Raw genomic sequence first — 17,883 nt, forward strand, 5'->3', positions numbered from 1 at the left:
GGGTTTTCGGCCCCAGCCATAACACCGGCATCTCCCGAACGCCGGCGGTGTCGGCGTAGGTGGCGCAATTGGGGCTGTAGCGCTTAACCAGGGCGAACAACCGGTCCCGGTCCGCTCGGTCAGGTGCGCCATAGGCGACCGCTGCGACCCTCGACGCCGTCGGCGAGCAACTCGCATTCGGTATGCCGTTCAACAGATCGGCAACCATCGGTAGGTTACGTCGGCGCGGCGTCCTTGGCAGCGATCGCAACGGTTGCTTTCCGAATCCGGCTGTGGTCAGCCGATATTCGGCTGACTCGTCTGGGGGTCCGTCGTATCCGCGACGCTGCCGGGTACCTCCTGCGAGTTACGCCTGACTGGCGATTACCCGCCCCGGGCTTCGATCATGGCCGAGCGATTGACCTTGGTCGCCGCGGTCCGGGGAATCGCGTCGACGAACTCGACGGTCTTCGGGGCCTTGTAATGGGCGAGCCGGCTCTTCGCGTACTCGATCACTTGTTCTTCGATGAGCACCGCGCCGTCGGCGAGCTGCACCACCGCGTGCACCCGGCGTCCCCATTGCGCGTCGGCGAGGCCGATGACGACGACGTCGGCGATGCCGGGATGGCCCGCCAAAGCCGATTCCACCTCCGCCGGAAACACATTCGCGCCACCGGTGATGATCATGTCGACTCGGCGGTCGACGATGTAGAGGTAGCCATCCTCGTCCAGATAGCCGATGTCGCCGGCGGAGCGGAAGCCATCTTCGGTCGAAGGTAGCGGCGACGCGCCGCCCACATAGCGGGATCCCGCGCTCATCGGTGCGCGCAGGTAGATCTCGCCGTGTTCGCCGGGGCCGAGCTGCTTCGTTCCGGCGTCGAGAATCCGGATCTCGGTTTCCCGGAAACCACGGCCGACGCTGCCCGGATGAGCCAGCCACTCGTCGCCGCGCAACGCGGTGAGCCCAAGGTTCTCCGTCATGCCGTACGCCGACACCATCTGCTGCGGGCTCAGCAGTTCGAACCAGGTGTGCATGAGCGAGGACGGCATCACTGCGGCGCCCTGCAGGACGAACACGATGCTGGACAGGTCTCGCTGCCGGACGTCCGGCTGGGCCGCGATGCGCGCCAGCATCGTCGGCGTGGCCGTGAAATTGGTGATCCGAAAGCGTTCGATCACATCCAGAGCCAGTGCGGCATCGAACTTTTCGAGTATCACCAGGTGGTCGCCGGCCAGCAAGAAGAAGAAGGTGGCGAAGCCGTTGGTGTGGTACATCGGCGCGGGCACCATGATGGTCTGGGGCTGAGCGACCGGCGTCCAGTTCGACAAGAACGGCTCGCCGTGCTGTGGGGTCCAGAGCGAGGGCGCCAGGCTGAGGATGACTTTCGGTATGCCGGTCGAACCGCTGCTGCAGATGCCGTTGACGTTGGGGGAGACGGCCTCGGGCAGGGCGTCCGCGGACTCGGCCGCAGCTTGGGCCTCGAGGCGCCACCGACTCGTCTCGTCGACGACGACGGCGGGGTCGATAACCTCGCGTACCCGGTCTCGCTCCCATTCGGGCAGATCCCAATGCATGGGAACGGGAACGGCACCGATCTTCCAGCACCCCAGCGTAGCCAGCACCAGGTGTACTGAGTTCGGGATCGCCAGCGCGACAAGGGATCCGGTCGCGGCGCCGTTGGCGGCCAGCGCGCGGCCCCACTGGTTGGCGCGGGCGTCGAGTTCACCGAACGTCAGCGACTGCGCGGTGCCGTCGAGGGCGACGATGGTCACCCCTAGGTCGTCGCGACGCTGTTCGGCGAGCTGTTGGAGCTTGGTTCCGAACGGGATTCCGTCCGCTAACGGGTTGGCCGTCACTTCGGCTGCCGCGGATTCGGTCACGCCGAAACCGGCCCGCTGAACAGTGTCTCGAGGGAGCCGTCCGGAACGCCGGGGATCAGGCGCAACGCGAGCGCCTCCGCCCCGAGCGGCAAACGGATCAGCGGCTGGGTGTGACGGTCCAGCACGCTGACGTCGGACTCGTCGCAAAACCCCAGGGCGCCGAGCAACTGATGCGACGTGCGCAACACCTGCCGCGCGGTGTCGGATGCTTTGAGCCGAAGAACGACTGCGTCCGCCGAACGAATCTGTATCGCTAGCGATTCGGGACGGCAGACGGTGTATTTCGCCAACTCGTGCAGTCCGCGCACGGCGACGGCGGCCTCCGCGACGGCGAACCTGACGGCCTGGAAATCCGCCAGCGGCTTGCCGAACTGAATGCGGGCGCGCACATGATCGGTGACGATCTGCAGCGCCTGTTCCATCGATCCCAGAATCCGCCATGATCCCAGCACGAGATGAAGGTTAACGTCGCTGGCCGGAACACTTCCATCGGGTGCCCCGAGCGAAGCGGGCACCAGGAACGGCCCGAGTTTCGCCGCGGTCCGCGACGCCGGCCGCGGCTGGTACCGGGTGCCGTCCAGGTCGGCGGCGATCCAGTCACCGGGCAGGTCGCCATGGTCGATGCGCGGCGCCTCGGGGTCGACCAGCGCGAGGCGGGCGCCGTCGATCGCGAGCAACTCCTCGACAAGGGGATAGGGCAACACGGTGGCGCCGGCGGCCCGGCACAGCACCGCAGCGGCCAGCAGGTCATCCGGCGCCGACCGGACATCGAGCTCGAACGCGCCGACCTCGCTCAGCGCAGCGCGCGCGGCGTCCCGGACGCCGTCGTTGGTCTCGGCGCGCAACGCCGCCTGCGGCCCGCCCAGCCGGGCGAACCGCTTGGCCGCGACCGCGGCGAAGTCGCTGATATCTTGTGGCAAATCGGTTTTCACCGGTGCTCTCCCAACACGTCCCGGGCCACCAACATCTTCTGCACTTCGATGGTGCCCGATGCCACGGTAGCCGCCTGTGCGTAACGCCAATGATCTTCGATCGCCCCATGCAGCGCCGCGCCAGTGCCGCTGTCCAGCGCGACCGGGCCCAGCACGTCGAAAAGTAGTTCGGCGACCTGCTGGTCGCACGTCGTGGTGGCGATGCGGGCCGCGCTGGCGGCCGCGCCCGCCGCCGGGTCATCCTGCAGCGACACCGCTCGATAGGCCAGCAGCCGGGCCACCCGTAGATCGACGAGCGCCCGCACCCACCGCGAGCGAAGCGATTCGGGCAGTGTGTCCCAGTCGTCGCCGAGCTGGGCGCGCATCCGCTCGAGCAGCGATTCACACCGCGCGTAACGGGCGATGCCCACCCGCTCGAATGCCAGCGCCTCGCGCATCACCCGCCAGCCGTCGCCGACCTCGCCGAGGACATCGCCGGGGAACGCCTGCACGTCGTCCAAGAACATCTCGTTGAGGTGATGCGGTCCCAGCATTGACCCGATAGGCCGGACGGTGAAGCCGGGCCGGTCCATCGGAATCAGAAAGAGGGTAAGCCGCTTGGGCTTTGGGGCCTCGGGATCGGTGCACGCCGCCAGCACACACCACGATGCCATGAGCGCATACGACGTCCACACCTTCTGACCGGTGATCCGCCAACCGTCCCCGTCCGGCACGGCGCGGGTGCGCAACGAGGCGAGGTCGGTGCCGGCCTCCGGCTCGGAGAAGCCCTGGCACCAGATCACGTCGCCGGCGGCGATGGCGGCCAAGTGCTTGGCCTTCTGCTCGGCCGTTCCATAGCGCATCAGTGCCGGACCCACCCAGTTGATCCCCATGTACTGGGGACCACGGGGCTCGTGCTGGGCCCACATCTCCTCGCGCAGCACCGTCTGCTGCCACACCGAACCACCGCCGCCGCCATGCTCTTTCGGCCAGGCCAGCGCCAGCAGGCCCTCGGCGGCCAGCAGTTTGCAGAACGTCTCGGTGGTGGCCAGGTCCCGCGGGTTCTCGGTGCAGGCGCCGAGGAAGTCGGCGGGTATGTGGTTGGACACCAGCTCGCGCAGGTGGTTTCGCAGTTGTGCGGCGTCGTCGCCGAGGTCGTAATCCATCGTTGTCATCCCTTCGGCAGCCCGAGCAGGCGCTCGGCGATGATGTTGCGCTGGACCTCCGACGTTCCGCCGTAGATGGTCGCGGCCAGCGCGTCCTGGCGTTCGAAGAGCAGGTCCGGGTCGCTCAGCGACTGCGTTCCCTCGGCGACGGCGGCGAGCTCCCAAACACGCTGCAAAGTAACCGATCCGAGCAGCTTCATGGTGTCGGCTTCGGGGCTCGGCCGTCCCGCCAGTTCGTTGCCCAGGGCGCGGTATCCGGTGGCCCGCAACGCTTCGGCGTCGGCAAGCAGCGAACCGAGCTCCGTGCAGATATCCGCCGTCGGCTGCGCCCTGCGTACCGAGTCAAGTCCATGCTTGATCTCGACCCAGTTCATGATCCAGATCATCTGGCGTTCATGGTGCAGTGAGGACAGCGCGACGTTCCACCCACCGTTGAGCGGTCCCAGCAGGTTGTCCGCCGGCACCTCGACGTCGTCGAGGAAGACCTCGCAGAATGTCTCGTCGGAGATCGACGCCATTCGGATGGGCTCGATCCGCACTCCCGACGAGTGCAGGTCGAGAATCAGGCAGGAAATGCCCCGGTGTTTCGGCGCCTCGGGATCGGTGCGGGCGTAGAGGGTGCACCATCGCGACTCGTGGGCTTGGGTGGTCCAGATCTTGTGACCGTTCACTCGGAATACGTCTCCGTCGCGTTCGGCGCGCGTGCGCAGGCCGGCGAAATCGGATCCGGCTTCCGGCTCGGACATGCCCAGCGCCCACCATTCGTCACCGCGCAGCAGCGGAACCAGCAGGCGGTCGATCTGGGCGGGCGTGCCGAATTGACGGATACCGGGTGCGGCGACGTTGGGGCCCGCGATGTTGGGCAGCTTGGGCGCGGACCGCAGCGCGGCCTCGAGCCTGACCTCCATCGCATCGCGCAGGCCCAGCGATCGGCCGCCGTGTTCTCGGGTCCAGGTCGGCTGTATCCATCCGGCCTCGAAGGCCGCTCGCTGGTAATCGCGCCGCAGCTTCAGGTCCCAGCGGTACTCGCGATAATTCTCGTAATAGTCCGTCGGCAGAAACTCCGTCAGCCACGCGCCGAATTCTTCGACAACCGCAGTCATGCCGCGCCTCCTGCGAAACGGCGGCCCACCTCGTGGTAAAGCGCGCGGCTGTCTCCCAGCATCGCGGCGGCCTGCCAGGCGTGCCGGACGTACAGGTGCGCGTCGTGCTCCCAGGTCTGCCCGAGCGCGCCGTGCACCTGGACCGCGGTTCTCGCGCAATTGGCGGCCGCGTCGCCGGCCGCCGCTTTTGCCAGCGCCGCGGTCGTCCACGCGTCCGCGGGTGCCGTGGCCGGATCGCCCAGCCGGGCGGCCGCAGCGTAGGTGAGACTGCGGGCGCGTTCCAGCCCGACGTAGTTGTCGGCGAGCGCGTGCTTGATCCCCTGGAACGCGCCGATCGGCGTGCCGAACTGGCGACGCGACTTCGCGTGCTCGACGGAGCGGTGCAGGGCGGCGCTCGCCACGCCGACCAAATCGGCGGCGGCGGCCACCAAGGGTGCGGACAACGCCGCTTCGATGTCGACGGGTGCCGTAGCCACTGGCTCGGCGTCGACCTCGACGTCCGCCAGCGGGTGCGTGGGATCGGTCGACTCGCCCGCGATCACGGTAACTCCGTTGCCGCAGCGCGCGACCGCCACCACTGTGCCGGTGCCGGTGTCGGCCCGCGCCAGCGTGACGAGCAGCTCGGAGCGGGCGAGATCGGGGACCGCGAACGCCCGTCCGCGAAGGCGTCCGCCGCGCAGCGTCATCGGCGCCCCGGGCAGCCGAGATCCCCTGGCGTGCACGGCCAGGGTGGCGACGACACCGCCGGCGATGTCGTCGAGAACCGCGTCGAGGCCCGCGCCCCGCAACGCGCCCGCGGCCAGACCGATACTGCTCAGCAGCGGGATCGGCGCGATGGCGGCACCGCATTCCTCCAGCACTACAGCGAGCTCAACCGGCCCGTAGTCGCCGGTCCCGGGGGCGGCCAGTTCCGTCCAACCGAGATCGACGACCGTCTTCCACAGCGCGCGCCACCGCTCCGGATCCGTCATCGCTTGGCGAGCGGCGTCGGGCGGGCACTCGGTACGTAGGATGTCGCGCACGGTGTCGCGCAGCGACAGCTGCTCCGAATTCAGTCCGACATCCATAAGACCCCTAACATAATAAAGATAGTAAACTAGCCGCCCGGTCCGCAATCGCACGGGAACACACGCATAGGTGGGTACATGGTCGAGTGGTATTTGTTCCTGCCGCAGGTGCGGTTGTCGGTGGCCGACATCGCAGAGCGGGCACGCCACGCCGAGGCCAGTGGCTTCGACGGCATGGCGTTCATCGATCACCTCGAGGCACCGGGTCTGCCCGATGAAAGCATCTGGGAGGCAATGGGCATCGCCAGCTGGGTGGCGGCCAAGACCGAGCGGCTGCGGATCGGCCACCTGGTGCTGTGTGACGCGTTTCGCCACCCCGCCGTGCTGGCCAAACAAGCCGTCACCCTGTCGGACGCATCGGAGGGCAGGTTCGATCTGGGTCTCGGTGCGGGGTCCTGGCCCGCGGAGTTCACCAGATTCGATGTGGGTCAGCAGGATCCGAAGGCCAGGGTCGAGCTACTCGGGCGCCACCTGGACCTGATCAGGCAGTACTGGGGCGACGAGGAGGGTGGGGCCGCGCAGGTCCCGCGAAGGTCCCATCCGATACCGCTGGTCTTGGGCGGCACGGGGCCCCGGATGATGGAACTCGTTCGTAGATATGCGGATTGGTGGAATGTGCCGGCCAACCACCTCGACAAGTTGCCGAAGCTGGCCCCCGCCGCGGGGGCGGCCCGGGTGTCGGTCCAGCAGATGGTGGGTTTTGTCCGTACCAGCAGCGATCCGGACACCGTGCGCGAAGTGAGCGCCCGGCGATTCGGCAACCTCGGGTCAGGCCTGGTCTGCGGGGATGCCGACGAGTTGATCGCGCACTTCAACGGACTGGCCGCCCAGGGCGTCGAGCGATTCTATGTGTGGTTCGCCGACTTCGCCGTCCCGGATTCCCTGCACGAGTTCGGCGAATCGGTGATTAAGGCGTTCCCGGCGCCGTAGCCGTCAGCCCCGTTGCGCCGCGCGCCGCCGCGCTTCCGTGGGGACGACCGGCGGCCGGGCGAACGGCCCGCGCTGCACCGCGCTGAGCCGGATCTCCGGCAGGTCGACCGACGGGTCGACGGTGTCCAGCCAGGCGACCGCATCCGCCACATCCGAGATCTGGATCGCGTACATCTCGAAGGGAACGTCTTGAAGCATTTCGGTTTCGACCGGGCCGGGTGTGACGATATGGACGCTGATGCCGTCACGGTCGACTTCCAGCGCCAAGGCCCGGGCGAACGCGTTCATGCCGGCCTTCGATGCCGAGTAGGCGGTCCGGGCCATCATCGGCTCGTGCGCCGCCGACGACGAGATGAATACGAACCGCGAACCCGCGCGCATCCTGGGCAGTGCGGCGGCGGTCACCACGAAGCACGAATCCAGGTTGGCCGAGATGATGGTCCGCCACTGCTCGAACGTCTGCTTGCGCGCGTACGTTCCGCCCAGCGCGCCGGCGGCGTGGACGACGAGGTCGATTGTCTCCAATACGCTTGTCGCAGCGGCGAATCCGTCCGGATCGGACGCATCGGCCACAACATGGCGCGCACCGATCTCCTCGGCGGCCGCGCGCAGCGGAGCCTCGCGACGCGCCGCCAGCACCACGTCGTAACCCAGCTCGGCCAGCTTGCGACCGCACCCCTTTCCGATCCCGCCGCTGCCGCCGGTGACCAATGCGGTTCTCAAGGGCTGCCTCTCAGGGTTGGCGGAAATCCCGCGTCCGCGACAATGCCTGCGGCGACTGCGCGTGGATTCGTTGATCGTGCCGGCCGGAGAGCACATAGGTCTGTGTGTCGGCGAGATGGCGACCCGCGATGCGGCGCGCCCGGTCGACGTCGCCCTCCGCGATGGTCTCGGTCAGCTTGACGTGGGTGCTGAGCACCGCACGGCGTTGGGCCAGCGAGGGGTAGGTGCCACGCGCCGCGCTTTCGTCCGCCCACTGTTGTTCGTGGCTGGTCCACAGCGTCTCCAAGCTGCCGACCACCGCGATGATGGTGTGGTTTCCGCAGCCGCGGACCACGAGATCGTGGAATTCGCGGCCGATTTCGGTGAACAGCCCGCCGTCCTCGATGTTTTCGGCCATGGACTCATTGACCCGGTTGAGCTCTGGAACCAGGGTGTCCGCCCGGTCTGGGCGCCGGGCGGCCAGCGCGGCGCATGCGGGCTCGAGTTCCTGCAGCGCCATGCCGAGGTCGGCGACGCCGACGGACTCGCTCTGCAGTAAGAGCCCGAGCATGTACGCGGCGCTGGTCTTGGCCGGGGCGTGCACGACGGCGCCGCCGCGATTGCCCCGCCGAACCGAAACCAGCCCCTCGGTTTCCAGAATCCGCAGCGCTTCACGCAGGGACACCAAACTCACATTGAACTGTTCGACGAGCACCTCTTGACGCGGCAGGAGATCGCCGTCGGCGAGCTCGCCGTTGATGATCTGGCGGCGCAACTCGTCGGCTACGATTTCTGCGATCCGCGGCGCCGACAATCGGCGACGGGCGTCGCGCCCAATTCCCAAGTCGGTCATCCGATCCTCGATGCAAAGCAACTCGCTGGCTTAGCTATTTTAGCAGTAATGGTATAAATAGCTTCTTCGATCGCGAGTCGATCGGGAGGGCGGGTGTAAGTGAGCGAGCGGTCCGACAGCCACCCAACACCGCTGCATGACCTGCGTGTCGTCGAGATCAGTGACCGGATAGCCGGCAGCTACTGCGGCAAGCTGCTGGCCGACGCCGGGGCCCAGGTGCGTAAAATCGAACCGCCGCAAGGAGATTGGTTGCGGCGGTACTCCGCGACCGGGTCGCCGGTGCCGGACGGGGAGAGTTCGCCGTTTTTCGCCTACCTCAATGCCGGCAAGCGCAGCATGACGTACCCCGCGGCCGCTGAGCGATTTTCCGCCGAACTGGCCGCCGCCGACGTGGTGGTGATCACGGCCGGCCGGGCGCAGGCCGAGGCGCTGGGCGTCGACCCGCGGCGGCTGCTGGCGGCCTCTCCGCGCGCAATCATCGTCACGATCTCCGACTTCGGCTGGAGCGGACCGTACGCCGATCGGGCCGCCAGTGAATTCACCCTGCAAGCGTGGGCGGGCTCGCCCGGCTTCCGCGGCGATCCGGACGGGCCTCCGATCTCCATCGGCGGCGACCTGGGGGAGTACATGGGCGGCGTGTACGCCGCGTTCGGGGTACTGGCCGTGCGCCGACGCGTCGAGCGCGGCGGCCCCGGTGAGCACCTCGATCTGTCCATGCTCGAGGCGTTGACCGCGATGCAGAGCAGCGAATGGCTGCACTCTCAGCTGCTGCGCGTGCCGCCGATCCGCCGCACCCTCGAAGTGCCGTCGATCGAGCCGGCCAAGGACGGCTACGTCGGGATCACCATGGTCACCGGCCAGCAATGGCTGGACTTCGTCGCGATGGTCGAATGCCCGCAGCTCGAGGAGATCGAACAGCTGCGCTTCCAGATCGGCCGGTGGGCCTACCGTGACCTGATCCGCGGACAGGTCGGCCCATGGCTGGCCGAACGGACCGTAGCCGAGATCGTCGAGCTCGGCCAATTGTTCCGGCTACCCATCGCGGAGCTGGGCAACGGCTCCACGATCAGGGAGATGGAGTACGTGACCCAGCGCGGGGCATTCGTAAACAACCCCGCCGGTTTTCACCAGCCCCGCCCGCCATGGTTGATGTCGGCGTGCTCGCCCGCCCCGGTGCGGTGCACCCCCGTTCTCGGTGAGGACAATGACGAGATCCCTTGGCCCCGAAGAGAATCCGATACAGGCCCGGCTCCGCAAGGGTTGCCCTTGGCCGGTGTGCGCATCGTCGACCTGACCGCGTTCTGGGCCGGTCCCGCGGCAACTCACCTGCTGGCCGCGTTCGGAGCCGATGTCGTCAAGGTGGAGTCGATACAGCGACCCGACGGCATCCGATACTCGGGCGGCATGCGCACCGACGTGGAGGATTGGTGGGAGTACGGCTGGGTTTTCCACGCTATGAACACCAACAAGCGTTCCGTCACATTGGATTTGGGCTCCGAGGACGGGCGTCGCCTGTTTACCGAGCTGGCCGCCGGCGCCGACGTGGTGATCGAGAACTTCTCACCGCGGGTGATGGACCAGTTCGGACTGACCGCCGACGTGCTGTTGAACGTCAACCCCAAGCTCGTGGTTGCCCGGATGCCCGCCTTCGGGCTGGATGGGCCGTGGCGGGATCGTGTCGGATTCGCCCCCACCATGGAGCAGATAGCCGGGCTGGCCTGGGTGACCGGACTGCCCGATACTCCGCCGGTCACGCCGCGCGGGGCTTGCGATCCGCTGGCTGGCGTGCACGCCGCCTTCGCGGTGCTGGCAGCCCTGAACTTCGCGGAACGCACCGGGTCGGGGCAGCTGGTCGAGCTGCCGATGCTCGAAACGGTGCTGAACGCCACCGCGATACAGGCGATCGAGTCCGAGGTCTTCGGGGCAACGTTGAGCCGACGAGGCAACCGGGGTCACGGCGACACGATCCAGAACATCTACCGGTGTGCGGGTGATGACGACTGGATCGCGGTCACCGTGCGCGACGACCCGCAGTGGCGTGCCCTGGTCGAGCTGATGGACCGACCGCCGTGGTGTGGCGAGGAGCTGTCCACCGTCGCGGGGCGGCGGCAGCGGGCCGACGACGTCGATCGCCGGCTTGCGGATTGGTTTGCCCACCAACCCCTCGACTCGACGGTGGAGCGATTGGCCGCCGCCGGCATTCCCGCCGCGCCGGTGGTGTCGCCGTCATTGGTGATCGACAACCCCCAACTGCGCCATCGGGGATTCTTGGAGACCCTGCAGCACCCCAGTACCGGCGCGGGTCTTTATCCTTGCCCACCGTTCGCCCGGCTGGCCGGCCAGGATAAGTGGCTGCTGCGGCCACCGCCGCGGTTGGGCGAGCACAATGAAGTCATACTGCGCGATCGGTGCGGGCTGATCGACGAAGAACTGACGCGCCTCGCAACCAGCGGGGTGATCGGGACCCGACCCAAGGGCCTGTGAGAAGTGGAGGGCATCTGATGCGCGTGACGGTTGACGAAAACCTGTGTGAGGCCAACGGCTTCTGCGAATCGCTGGCGCCGGAAGTCTTTGAACTGGGGGACGAGGACGTGGTGCAGATCGCGGATGGCCCCGTGCCGCCGCGGCTGGAGATCGACGTGCGCGCCGCGGTGGACCAGTGCCCCAAGGCCGCGCTGCGGCTGATCGACTGAGTCGGGCAGTCAGACCGACCGTTCGGTCAGCGATATCGACATCTCATCGTAGATCGACATGTTCGTGGTCAGGTTCGGGTGAGCCACCTTGGCCGGGCCGATTTCGATGTCGTCGCAGCGCAGCAACAGTTCGTCGAACACCGCGCGAAGCTCCGCTCGCGCCAGCATGGCGCCCAGGCAGTGATGCGGTCCGCCGCCGCCGAACGCCACCTGCGGATTGGGCTGCCGGCCGATGTCGAAGGTGAACGGCGACTCGAAGACCTCCTCGTCGCGGTTCGCCGAACGCAGCATCGACACCACCCGCTCGCCCTTCGCGATGTGCTGGCCATCCATTTCCACGTCGACCTTCGCGGTGCGCGTCCAGTACGCAACCGGTGACGCCCAGCGCAATACCTCCTCGATGGCGTTGGGCCGCAGCGCTTCCTGCTCGCGATAGCGGTCGATCTGCGCCGGATTCGCCACGAACGCCTGCAGCCCGCTGGCCAACGCGTTCTTGGTGGTGTCGCTGCCGGCGAACGCCAGCACGAAGAAGAAGAACTCGAGTTCGTTAGGCGGCAGGCTGAATTGCTCACCGTCCTCACCGGTGATCACCGCGGTCGCCAGGGTGCTCCAGATGTCGTCGGTGGGATTGCGCCGCTTCGCCGCGGTGAGCTCCATGGCATACCCGAAGATGTTGGCGTAGAGGTCGGTAAATTCCTGCCGGCCCAGCCGCCCCTCAGCCGCGTTGGCCTTCAGGATGCGGTCCAGGCAGTCGAAGATGCGCGGCCGGTCGTCCTCCGGTATGCCGATGATGTCGCCGATGACCGTCATCGGCAGGGCGTCGGCGACGTCCTCGATCCAATCGCCGCCGCCCTCGGCGAGCAGCCCGCCGACCATGCGCGCGGCCCGCGCACGGATGCCGTCCTCGAGTTTGGCGATCGCCCGCGGGTTGAACGCGTTCGAGATGAGCTTGCGGCGCTTGTTCAGCCCCGGCGGGTCCATGTTGATGATGGTCGGGTAAGACGCGAACATCCCGACCGGCTGGATGAGCGGGCCGTCGACCGCGGTGAAGGAGTCGACATCACGATGCAGCCGGACCGTGTGCCGGTGCTTGGTGGTCACCCAGAACTCGCGCGGGGCCGTCCCGGGGAAGAGCCGAGTGACGCCGGGCGTCATGTCGTGGCGGAAAAGCGGCCGGCTGCGCCGCAACTCCGCGAACAATTCGTCGGGAAAACCGTTGCGCCACAGCGCGAAGTCGGAAAGGTCCACTGCCGCTGCCGTCATCTGAAACCCCGCTCTGCCCGGAGGCGCCTGGTGCCGCGTTGACGTTCAATGCTTAAAATAGTAAAAATAGACCTTGTCGTCGAACCGCGGTGAGTGAAGGGCGGCCCAGTTGCGCTCGGCTCGCCTTGGTCAGGGCGGGATATGGAGAGCGCGTGACGCATACAATTTCGGACCCGGCGTCGGACTCGGCCGGAGATCCTTCGGAACGCGAGTTCGGGCAGGCCGGCATTGCGCTGTCGACCTACCGGTTCCCGACGGGCTGGTTCATCGTTGCCTTCGGCTCCGACCTGCCCGCCGGCCAGGTCAAGCGTGCCCATTACTTCGGCGAGGAACTCGTCATCTTCCGCACCGAGTCCGGCCAAGTGCACGTGATGGACGCCTATTGCCAGCACCTCGGCGCCAACTTAGCCGTCGGCGGCACCGTGGAAGGCGAGAACCTCGTCTGCCCCTGGCACGGCTGGCGCTGGCGGGGTGACGGCACCAATGCGCTGATCCCCTACAGCAAGATCGGTTGCAAGAACAACGTTCGCATCCGCACGTACCCGAGCATGGAGTGGTACGGCTTCGTCCTCGCGTGGCACGAGCGTCACGGCCGGGCGCCGTACTGGCAGCCCCCGGTGTTGCCCGAACTGGAAACCAACGAGTACTACCCTTTGCACCCGCATACCCAGATGCTCAACCGGGTGAAGGTGCACCCGCAGATGATCATCGAGAACGCCGCCGACCCGTACCACGTGCAATATGTGCACAAGGCCGCCAATCCCGCCACCACCGCGTCGTTCGAGGTGTCCGGTTACCACTTGCACGCGACCGTCAACGCCCATTTCGGCGGCGGCCGCGCGTCCACCTGGCTTACTCCCAATGGGCCGGTCGACGCCAAGATCATCTACGACAACTATTCGCTGGGGTTGGGGGTCGTCCGCTTCCCCAGCGAGCTGGTGGCCACGGTCCAAGTCACCGGCCAGACGCCGGTCGACGAGGACTACACCGATTACTTCTACACGCAGGCGTCCGTCCGCGAGCCGGGCGACGCGGGCGACGTGCCGACCGGGCGCGCGGCGAAATTCCTGGCGCTCCAGCAAGAGGTCATCAAACAGGACTTCTTCACATGGGAGAACATGAAGTACCTGGAGAAGCCGAACCTGGCTCCCGAAGAGGCGCACGACTATGCCGCCCTTCGCCGCTGGGCACACCGCTTCTACCCGGGTACGCAGTCCTCGCCGTCCGACTTCGGCTACACCGCCGACGGTGAGCCCGACCCCGCGGCCGCGAAAGCCTGATCGGGAGCCCCTGGAAGCCTCATGTGCCCCGACCGGAGCGGACCTCCCGGGCCCGCTGATTTCGGCGTCGAAGGTTTCACCGTCCCGGCCGTCCTCGATCGGCGTGCCGAACAGCATCCCGACCGGGTGATGATGTCGATCGCCGGCGTCGACGTGACCTTCGAGCAGATGCGGCAACGGTCTTGCGCGGCGGCGAACATGCTCACGGACTTGGGCGTCGGCCGGGGCGACGGCGTGGCGTTGTTCACCGGCACCTGCCCGGAATGGGTCTACTTCTGGCTGGGTGCGGCCCGCATCGGCGCGGTGAGCGCGGCCGTGAATGCCGCGTACAAAGGGGACTTCCTGCTGCACGCCCTGCAGCTGTCGCGGGCCAAGGTCATCCTGACCGATGCCGAGCGCCGGCCCCGGGTCGACGAGGTTGTCGGTGCGCTCGACACGGTGCCGAGCGTTGTGCTGCAAGGCGATTCACTCGAGGCGGCCTTGAGTCGAGGCGCCGGCCGACGGGTCGGCGACGTTGGCGCGGCGGCGGGGGATGTGGGTTGTCTGTTCTACACATCGGGGACCACCGGGCCGTCGAAAGCGGTTGCCACGAGCTGGCATTACCTGTTCACGGTGGCCGCGACGGTCGCGTCGGCCTGGGAATTGAGCGCGGAGGAGGTGCTGTGGACGGCGATGCCGCTGTTTCACCTGAGCGCGGCGCCCAGCGTGCTGGCCCCGATGCTGCTCGGCGCGACGACGGTGCTGGCGCAGGCGTTTCACCCCGGTGCGGTGTGGGACGACGTACGCAACCACGGTGCCATCGGCTTCGCCGGCGCAGGCGCGATGGTGTCGATGCTGCACAACCTTCCGGCGGATCCGCGTGACGCGCAGCTGCCGTTGCGGTTCATCTCCGCGGCTCCGATCGACGCCAAGGCCTATCGGGACATCGAAAAGCGTTATGGCTGCCGCATCGTCACGATGTACGGGATGACCGAGGCGTTTCCGATCGCCGTCAAGGCCCTGGCCGACGACGGGGTTCCCGGAACATCGGGCCGGCCGAATCCCAATTTCGACGTGCGCATCGTCGACGAAAGAGGCGATCCGGTGCCCGCGGCCGCAGTCGGCGAGATCGCCTGCCGGGCCCGGTACCCGCACGTGATGAGCGAAGGCTATGTCGGGCAAGGCCTGCGGGTGATTCCACATCAAGAATGGTTCCGCACCGGCGACCTCGGCCGGCTCGACACCGAGGGGAACCTGACCTACGTCGACCGCAGGAAAGACTCGCTGCGCCGGCGCGGCGAAAACGTCTCCTCGGTCGAAGTGGAAACCGTTGTCATGAGCCATCCCGCCGTGGCCGAAGCCGCCGCGGTCGGGGTGCCCAGCGCGTTGGGCGAAGACGACATCCTGGTGGTCGTGACGTTGCAGCCCGGGGCCACACTGGATTACACCGAGCTGCTCGATTTCTGCGCGGCCCGGATGCCGTACTTCTGCGTGCCGCGATTCGTGGAGACCGTCAACGAACTCCCGAAGAATGTCATCGGGCGGATACGCAAGGATTTGTTGCGCGAGCGGGGGGTGACTCGGGAGACGTGGGATCGTGAAGCTCAGGGCTATATCGTTAGCCGGTAAGTTACGTTAATGTTACGTAATCTTCGGCTAGTCAATCTACCGTTACATGATTTCGCTCGTTGGCGGCCACCCGAGAGAGGCTGGAGACCAAAATGACCATGTCCTATCAGGAACAGCAAATGCTGCAGGCCGCCACGGGTCGTGCCGCCATCCTCAACCTGAACGCCCGGCACAACCGGGCCTACTCCGAGGGCGATCGCGAGCGCTGGATTGCCACGTTCCGCCACTCCGGCGCCACCTACCACCGTGATGGGGACACGTTCGACGACTTGCGCGCGGCCTTCGACGGCGGAGACGGACAACGACTGGTCACGGTCGACCACGAGATCCGGGTCGACGGAGTCGACGCGACACAGCGTTGCGTCGCGGTGCTTTTCGCCGCCATGTACGGTGACACCACGCTGCGGGCCACCGGGATATTCCGGGACACGTTGATCTACGAGCGCGGCGGCTGGTACTTCACTTCCCGTGTGCTGCAATGGGATTCGGCACCCAGTCGGCACCCGCTCGTTATGTGAGCGGCGTGGACCCCGACCTCAGCTACCAGCTGGCCTTCGGCACCTATGAAGACGCGCTGCGGATGGTCGGCGCGACGAGTAAGCCGCGCACCGCGGCCACCGCCGTCAGCGGGGCACGCATCCAGTTATTCGCCGCGATGGTCCACGACGGCAATCGTTCGTACTGGGACGCCGAGTTCGCCCGCCGGAAATGGGGAGGCCTCCTAGCGCCCCCGGCCCTGCTGATGGGGTGGCTGATCCCTCCGCCGTGGCAGCCACAGGGCAGGCCGCCGGCGGCATCGCTGGTGCTGCGGGTGCCGCTGCCGGGCACCACGTTCATCAACGCGGCCAACGATGTTGAGTTCTTGCAGCCCATCGTCGAAGGTGACGTGCTGACCGTCGTCGAGGAACTGGTGTCGGTGTCTCCGGAGAAGCGGACCCGGCTGGGCGTCGGTCATTTCGTCGAGACGCTGGAGACCTATCGCCGCCAGGACGGGACGGTGGTCGCCACATGCCGGAACACCTTGTTCCGCTTCACACCCGGGACATCCCCGTGACCGGCGACGACCTTGACTTCGACGAGATCACCGTCCCGGTCGAGCTGCCCGAGGTGGTCGACCACATCAGCTATCAGCGAGTGGTGGAGAACGCGGGAGCGACGTGGGACTACTTCCCGGGCCACTTCGATCCCGAATACGCGCAGCGCCAGGGCAATCCGACGATCTATGTCAACACGATGCACCTCGCCGGCTTCGCCGACCGCGTCGCGACCGATTGGGCGGGCCCGAGCAGCCGGGTGGTGCGGCGTTCCCTGCGGCTGACGGGCTCGGTGTATGCAGGCGACACCATGATCGGCCGGGGACGCGCGGTGGCCAAGCGGCGCGACACCTCGGTGGACCCTCCCCGCTGCCTGGTCGACGTCGAGATCCAGGTGACCAATCAGCACGGCGCGCTGTGCTGCCCCGTCGAGCTCACTCTGCAGATGCCCGAAAGTGGGCATGGCGGCGATGGATGACGTAGGCGAATTCCATCTGGCGGTTTGCCAACGATTCGGCGAGGCGGTTCGATCGGCGGATGGCAAATGGGACCGTCGGTCCCCCTGCGATGCCTGGGATGCGCGAGGAGTGCTCGAGCACGTCATCGGTTTTCATGACGTACTTTTATTGCGTCCCTTGAATTTAAAGCCGGAGCGGCCACGAGAAGACCTGCAAGTGCGATGGCAACTGACCTACGACGCGCTGACCGATGCTGTTGAATCCGGCAGAGTGACTCAGCTGGATGAGTACAGGCTGATGCCGAATCTGACCCGCGAGGTTTTGGTGCACACGTGGGATCTTGCTCGCGCGGTAGGGGCAGATGACCGGCTGGATTCCGCATGGTGTCGGCTGTTCTACGACGGCCTGCCGGCGGATTCTCAGACCTTGAGTTCATCGGGAATGTTCGGCGCACCGGTTGTGGTGCCTGACGAAAGTGACGCGCAGACCAATCTTCTCGCGCGGCTCGGCCGCAATCCTTCATGGCGACCGGAGACTTCATAGCGCGCCGGCTCAAGGCTGACGGTGTCGGTGCGAGAGCGGCCGAGGGATGAGTTTCAATTCCGATATCGCCGGTGATATCGCGAATGGAAATCGCCTCATGTACCGCTCACGGGACAGGCGTGACGGATGTGATCACTGACTGCGCTTATAAGGGCGGTAGCTGCCCTTTGCACACCAGCGTCTGAAGCTCGACGTATTCGTGGAGGCCCTCCGGGCCGAACTCGCGTCCGATGCCCGACTGCTTGAAACCACCGAATGGGGCGCCGATGTCAAGCGTGTACATGTTGATGCCGTAGGTGCCGGTGCGCACACCCGCCGCGATCTCCAAGCCGTGTGTGTAGGGGTCGGACCGGGGCGCGGTGTCGGCATTTCTACCGATCCGTTTCCCCGGCCCGCCCTCCGAACCCGCCCA

Annotated in this window: 18 protein-coding genes; 9 read left to right on the plus strand and 9 right to left on the minus strand. The window is 66.9% G+C overall.

Annotated elements, in window-relative coordinates; all coding sequences use genetic code 11:
• Window positions 1-363: 363 nt before the first annotated feature.
• Genes AWC17_RS30895 through AWC17_RS30915 form a run of 5 tightly spaced genes read right to left on the minus strand, consistent with a single transcriptional unit; the run spans window position 364 to window position 6,107 of the window.
• Entirely contained in the window at window positions 364-1,860 is a 1,497-nt protein-coding gene (locus tag AWC17_RS30895; protein ID WP_046181927.1) for a class I adenylate-forming enzyme family protein, read from the minus strand.
• Window positions 1,857-2,792 (minus strand): acyl-CoA dehydrogenase family protein, encoded by a 936-nt coding sequence (locus tag AWC17_RS30900; RefSeq protein WP_046181928.1) that lies wholly within the window; start codon window positions 2,790-2,792, stop codon window positions 1,857-1,859. The genes AWC17_RS30895 and AWC17_RS30900 overlap by 4 nt, the downstream gene beginning before the upstream one ends.
• On the minus strand, window positions 2,789-3,946 hold the full coding sequence (locus tag AWC17_RS30905; RefSeq protein WP_197083330.1) for an acyl-CoA dehydrogenase family protein: 1,158 nt from the start codon (window positions 3,944-3,946) through the stop codon (window positions 2,789-2,791). The genes AWC17_RS30900 and AWC17_RS30905 overlap by 4 nt, the downstream gene beginning before the upstream one ends.
• Window positions 3,943-5,040 carry an acyl-CoA dehydrogenase family protein gene (locus AWC17_RS30910; protein WP_046181929.1) on the minus strand — a complete coding sequence of 366 codons (1,098 nt, stop codon included), beginning with the start codon at window positions 5,038-5,040 and terminating at the stop codon, window positions 3,943-3,945. Before AWC17_RS30910 ends, AWC17_RS30905 begins: the two co-directional genes overlap by 4 nt.
• A complete protein-coding gene (locus tag AWC17_RS30915; protein WP_047322107.1) occupies window positions 5,037-6,107 on the minus strand; it encodes an acyl-CoA dehydrogenase family protein in 1,071 nt (356 codons plus the stop codon). The genes AWC17_RS30910 and AWC17_RS30915 overlap by 4 nt, the downstream gene beginning before the upstream one ends.
• 78 nt (window positions 6,108-6,185) lie before the next feature.
• Here AWC17_RS30915 and AWC17_RS30920 point away from each other — a divergent pair, with 78 nt between their 5' ends.
• A complete protein-coding gene (locus AWC17_RS30920) occupies window positions 6,186-7,037 on the plus strand; it encodes an LLM class flavin-dependent oxidoreductase (protein ID WP_046186935.1) in 852 nt (283 codons plus the stop codon).
• Between the two features lie 3 nt (window positions 7,038-7,040).
• Here AWC17_RS30920 and AWC17_RS30925 read toward each other — a convergent pair whose 3' ends face one another.
• Window positions 7,041-7,760 carry an SDR family oxidoreductase gene (locus AWC17_RS30925; RefSeq protein WP_046186934.1) on the minus strand — a complete coding sequence of 240 codons (720 nt, stop codon included), beginning with the start codon at window positions 7,758-7,760 and terminating at the stop codon, window positions 7,041-7,043.
• 10 nt (window positions 7,761-7,770) lie between these two features.
• The gene (locus tag AWC17_RS30930) at window positions 7,771-8,592 is read right to left on the minus strand and encodes a FadR/GntR family transcriptional regulator (RefSeq protein ID WP_046186933.1); all 822 of its coding nucleotides are present in this window, start codon (window positions 8,590-8,592) and stop codon (window positions 7,771-7,773) included.
• A 99-nt stretch (window positions 8,593-8,691) separates the two neighbouring features.
• Between AWC17_RS30930 and AWC17_RS30935 the strand changes: the two genes are divergently transcribed.
• Window positions 8,692-11,076, plus strand: a complete 2,385-nt coding sequence (locus tag AWC17_RS30935) for a CaiB/BaiF CoA transferase family protein (RefSeq protein WP_085165714.1) — start codon at window positions 8,692-8,694, stop codon at window positions 11,074-11,076.
• A 17-nt stretch (window positions 11,077-11,093) separates the two neighbouring features.
• A complete protein-coding gene (locus AWC17_RS30940; protein WP_046185638.1) occupies window positions 11,094-11,285 on the plus strand; it encodes a ferredoxin in 192 nt (63 codons plus the stop codon).
• Window positions 11,286-11,294: 9 nt separating this feature from the next.
• On the opposite strand, the gene AWC17_RS30945 is transcribed toward AWC17_RS30940, so the two are convergent.
• Window positions 11,295-12,548: a cytochrome P450 gene (locus AWC17_RS30945; RefSeq protein ID WP_046185637.1), complete on the minus strand. Its 1,254-nt coding sequence runs from the start codon at window positions 12,546-12,548 to the stop codon at window positions 11,295-11,297.
• 152 nt (window positions 12,549-12,700) lie between these two features.
• On the opposite strand from AWC17_RS30945, the gene AWC17_RS30950 reads away from it, so the two are divergent.
• The 6 genes from AWC17_RS30950 to AWC17_RS30975 all read left to right on the plus strand — a co-directional run bounded on the left by AWC17_RS30950 (window position 12,701) and on the right by AWC17_RS30975 (window position 17,471).
• Complete coding sequence (locus AWC17_RS30950; RefSeq protein WP_046185636.1) at window positions 12,701-13,828, plus strand: aromatic ring-hydroxylating oxygenase subunit alpha; 1,128 nt, start codon at window positions 12,701-12,703, stop codon at window positions 13,826-13,828.
• Window positions 13,829-13,849: 21 nt separating this feature from the next.
• Window positions 13,850-15,436, plus strand: coding sequence for an AMP-binding protein (locus AWC17_RS30955; protein ID WP_046185635.1), 1,587 nt, complete (start codon window positions 13,850-13,852; stop codon window positions 15,434-15,436).
• A 92-nt stretch (window positions 15,437-15,528) separates the two neighbouring features.
• Entirely contained in the window at window positions 15,529-15,954 is a 426-nt protein-coding gene (locus AWC17_RS30960) for a nuclear transport factor 2 family protein (protein WP_046185634.1), read from the plus strand.
• Between the two features lie 62 nt (window positions 15,955-16,016).
• Window positions 16,017-16,490, plus strand: coding sequence for a MaoC family dehydratase (locus tag AWC17_RS30965; protein ID WP_197083473.1), 474 nt, complete (start codon window positions 16,017-16,019; stop codon window positions 16,488-16,490).
• The gene (locus AWC17_RS30970) at window positions 16,487-16,948 is read left to right on the plus strand and encodes a MaoC family dehydratase (protein ID WP_046185633.1); all 462 of its coding nucleotides are present in this window, start codon (window positions 16,487-16,489) and stop codon (window positions 16,946-16,948) included. The genes AWC17_RS30965 and AWC17_RS30970 overlap by 4 nt, the downstream gene beginning before the upstream one ends.
• Window positions 16,932-17,471, plus strand: coding sequence for a maleylpyruvate isomerase family mycothiol-dependent enzyme (locus AWC17_RS30975; RefSeq protein ID WP_231588639.1), 540 nt, complete (start codon window positions 16,932-16,934; stop codon window positions 17,469-17,471). The genes AWC17_RS30970 and AWC17_RS30975 overlap by 17 nt, the downstream gene beginning before the upstream one ends.
• Window positions 17,472-17,616: 145 nt before the next feature.
• Here the strand turns inward: AWC17_RS30975 and AWC17_RS30980 are convergent.
• The coding region (locus tag AWC17_RS30980; RefSeq protein ID WP_244193550.1) for an aldehyde dehydrogenase family protein at window positions 17,617-17,883 on the minus strand (267 nt) is incomplete at its 5' end.

This window comes from Mycobacterium nebraskense (assembly GCF_002102255.1).
Classification (GTDB): domain Bacteria; phylum Actinomycetota; class Actinomycetes; order Mycobacteriales; family Mycobacteriaceae; genus Mycobacterium; species Mycobacterium nebraskense.

Coding starts and splice junctions, on each gene's coding strand:
- AWC17_RS30975 (WP_231588639.1), top strand. CDS start 16,932: ATGGCGGCGATGGATGACGTAGGCGAATTCCATCTGGCGGTTTGCCAA.
- AWC17_RS30930 (WP_046186933.1), bottom strand. CDS start 8,592: ATGACCGACTTGGGAATTGGGCGCGACGCCCGTCGCCGATTGTCGGCG.
- AWC17_RS30965 (WP_197083473.1), top strand. CDS start 16,017: ATGGTCGGCGCGACGAGTAAGCCGCGCACCGCGGCCACCGCCGTCAGC.
- AWC17_RS30940 (WP_046185638.1), top strand. CDS start 11,094: ATGCGCGTGACGGTTGACGAAAACCTGTGTGAGGCCAACGGCTTCTGC.
- AWC17_RS30955 (WP_046185635.1), top strand. CDS start 13,850: ATGTGCCCCGACCGGAGCGGACCTCCCGGGCCCGCTGATTTCGGCGTC.
- AWC17_RS30905 (WP_197083330.1), bottom strand. CDS start 3,946: ATGACAACGATGGATTACGACCTCGGCGACGACGCCGCACAACTGCGA.
- AWC17_RS30915 (WP_047322107.1), bottom strand. CDS start 6,107: ATGGATGTCGGACTGAATTCGGAGCAGCTGTCGCTGCGCGACACCGTG.
- AWC17_RS30960 (WP_046185634.1), top strand. CDS start 15,529: ATGACCATGTCCTATCAGGAACAGCAAATGCTGCAGGCCGCCACGGGT.
- AWC17_RS30945 (WP_046185637.1), bottom strand. CDS start 12,548: ATGACGGCAGCGGCAGTGGACCTTTCCGACTTCGCGCTGTGGCGCAAC.
- AWC17_RS30920 (WP_046186935.1), top strand. CDS start 6,186: ATGGTCGAGTGGTATTTGTTCCTGCCGCAGGTGCGGTTGTCGGTGGCC.
- AWC17_RS30910 (WP_046181929.1), bottom strand. CDS start 5,040: ATGACTGCGGTTGTCGAAGAATTCGGCGCGTGGCTGACGGAGTTTCTG.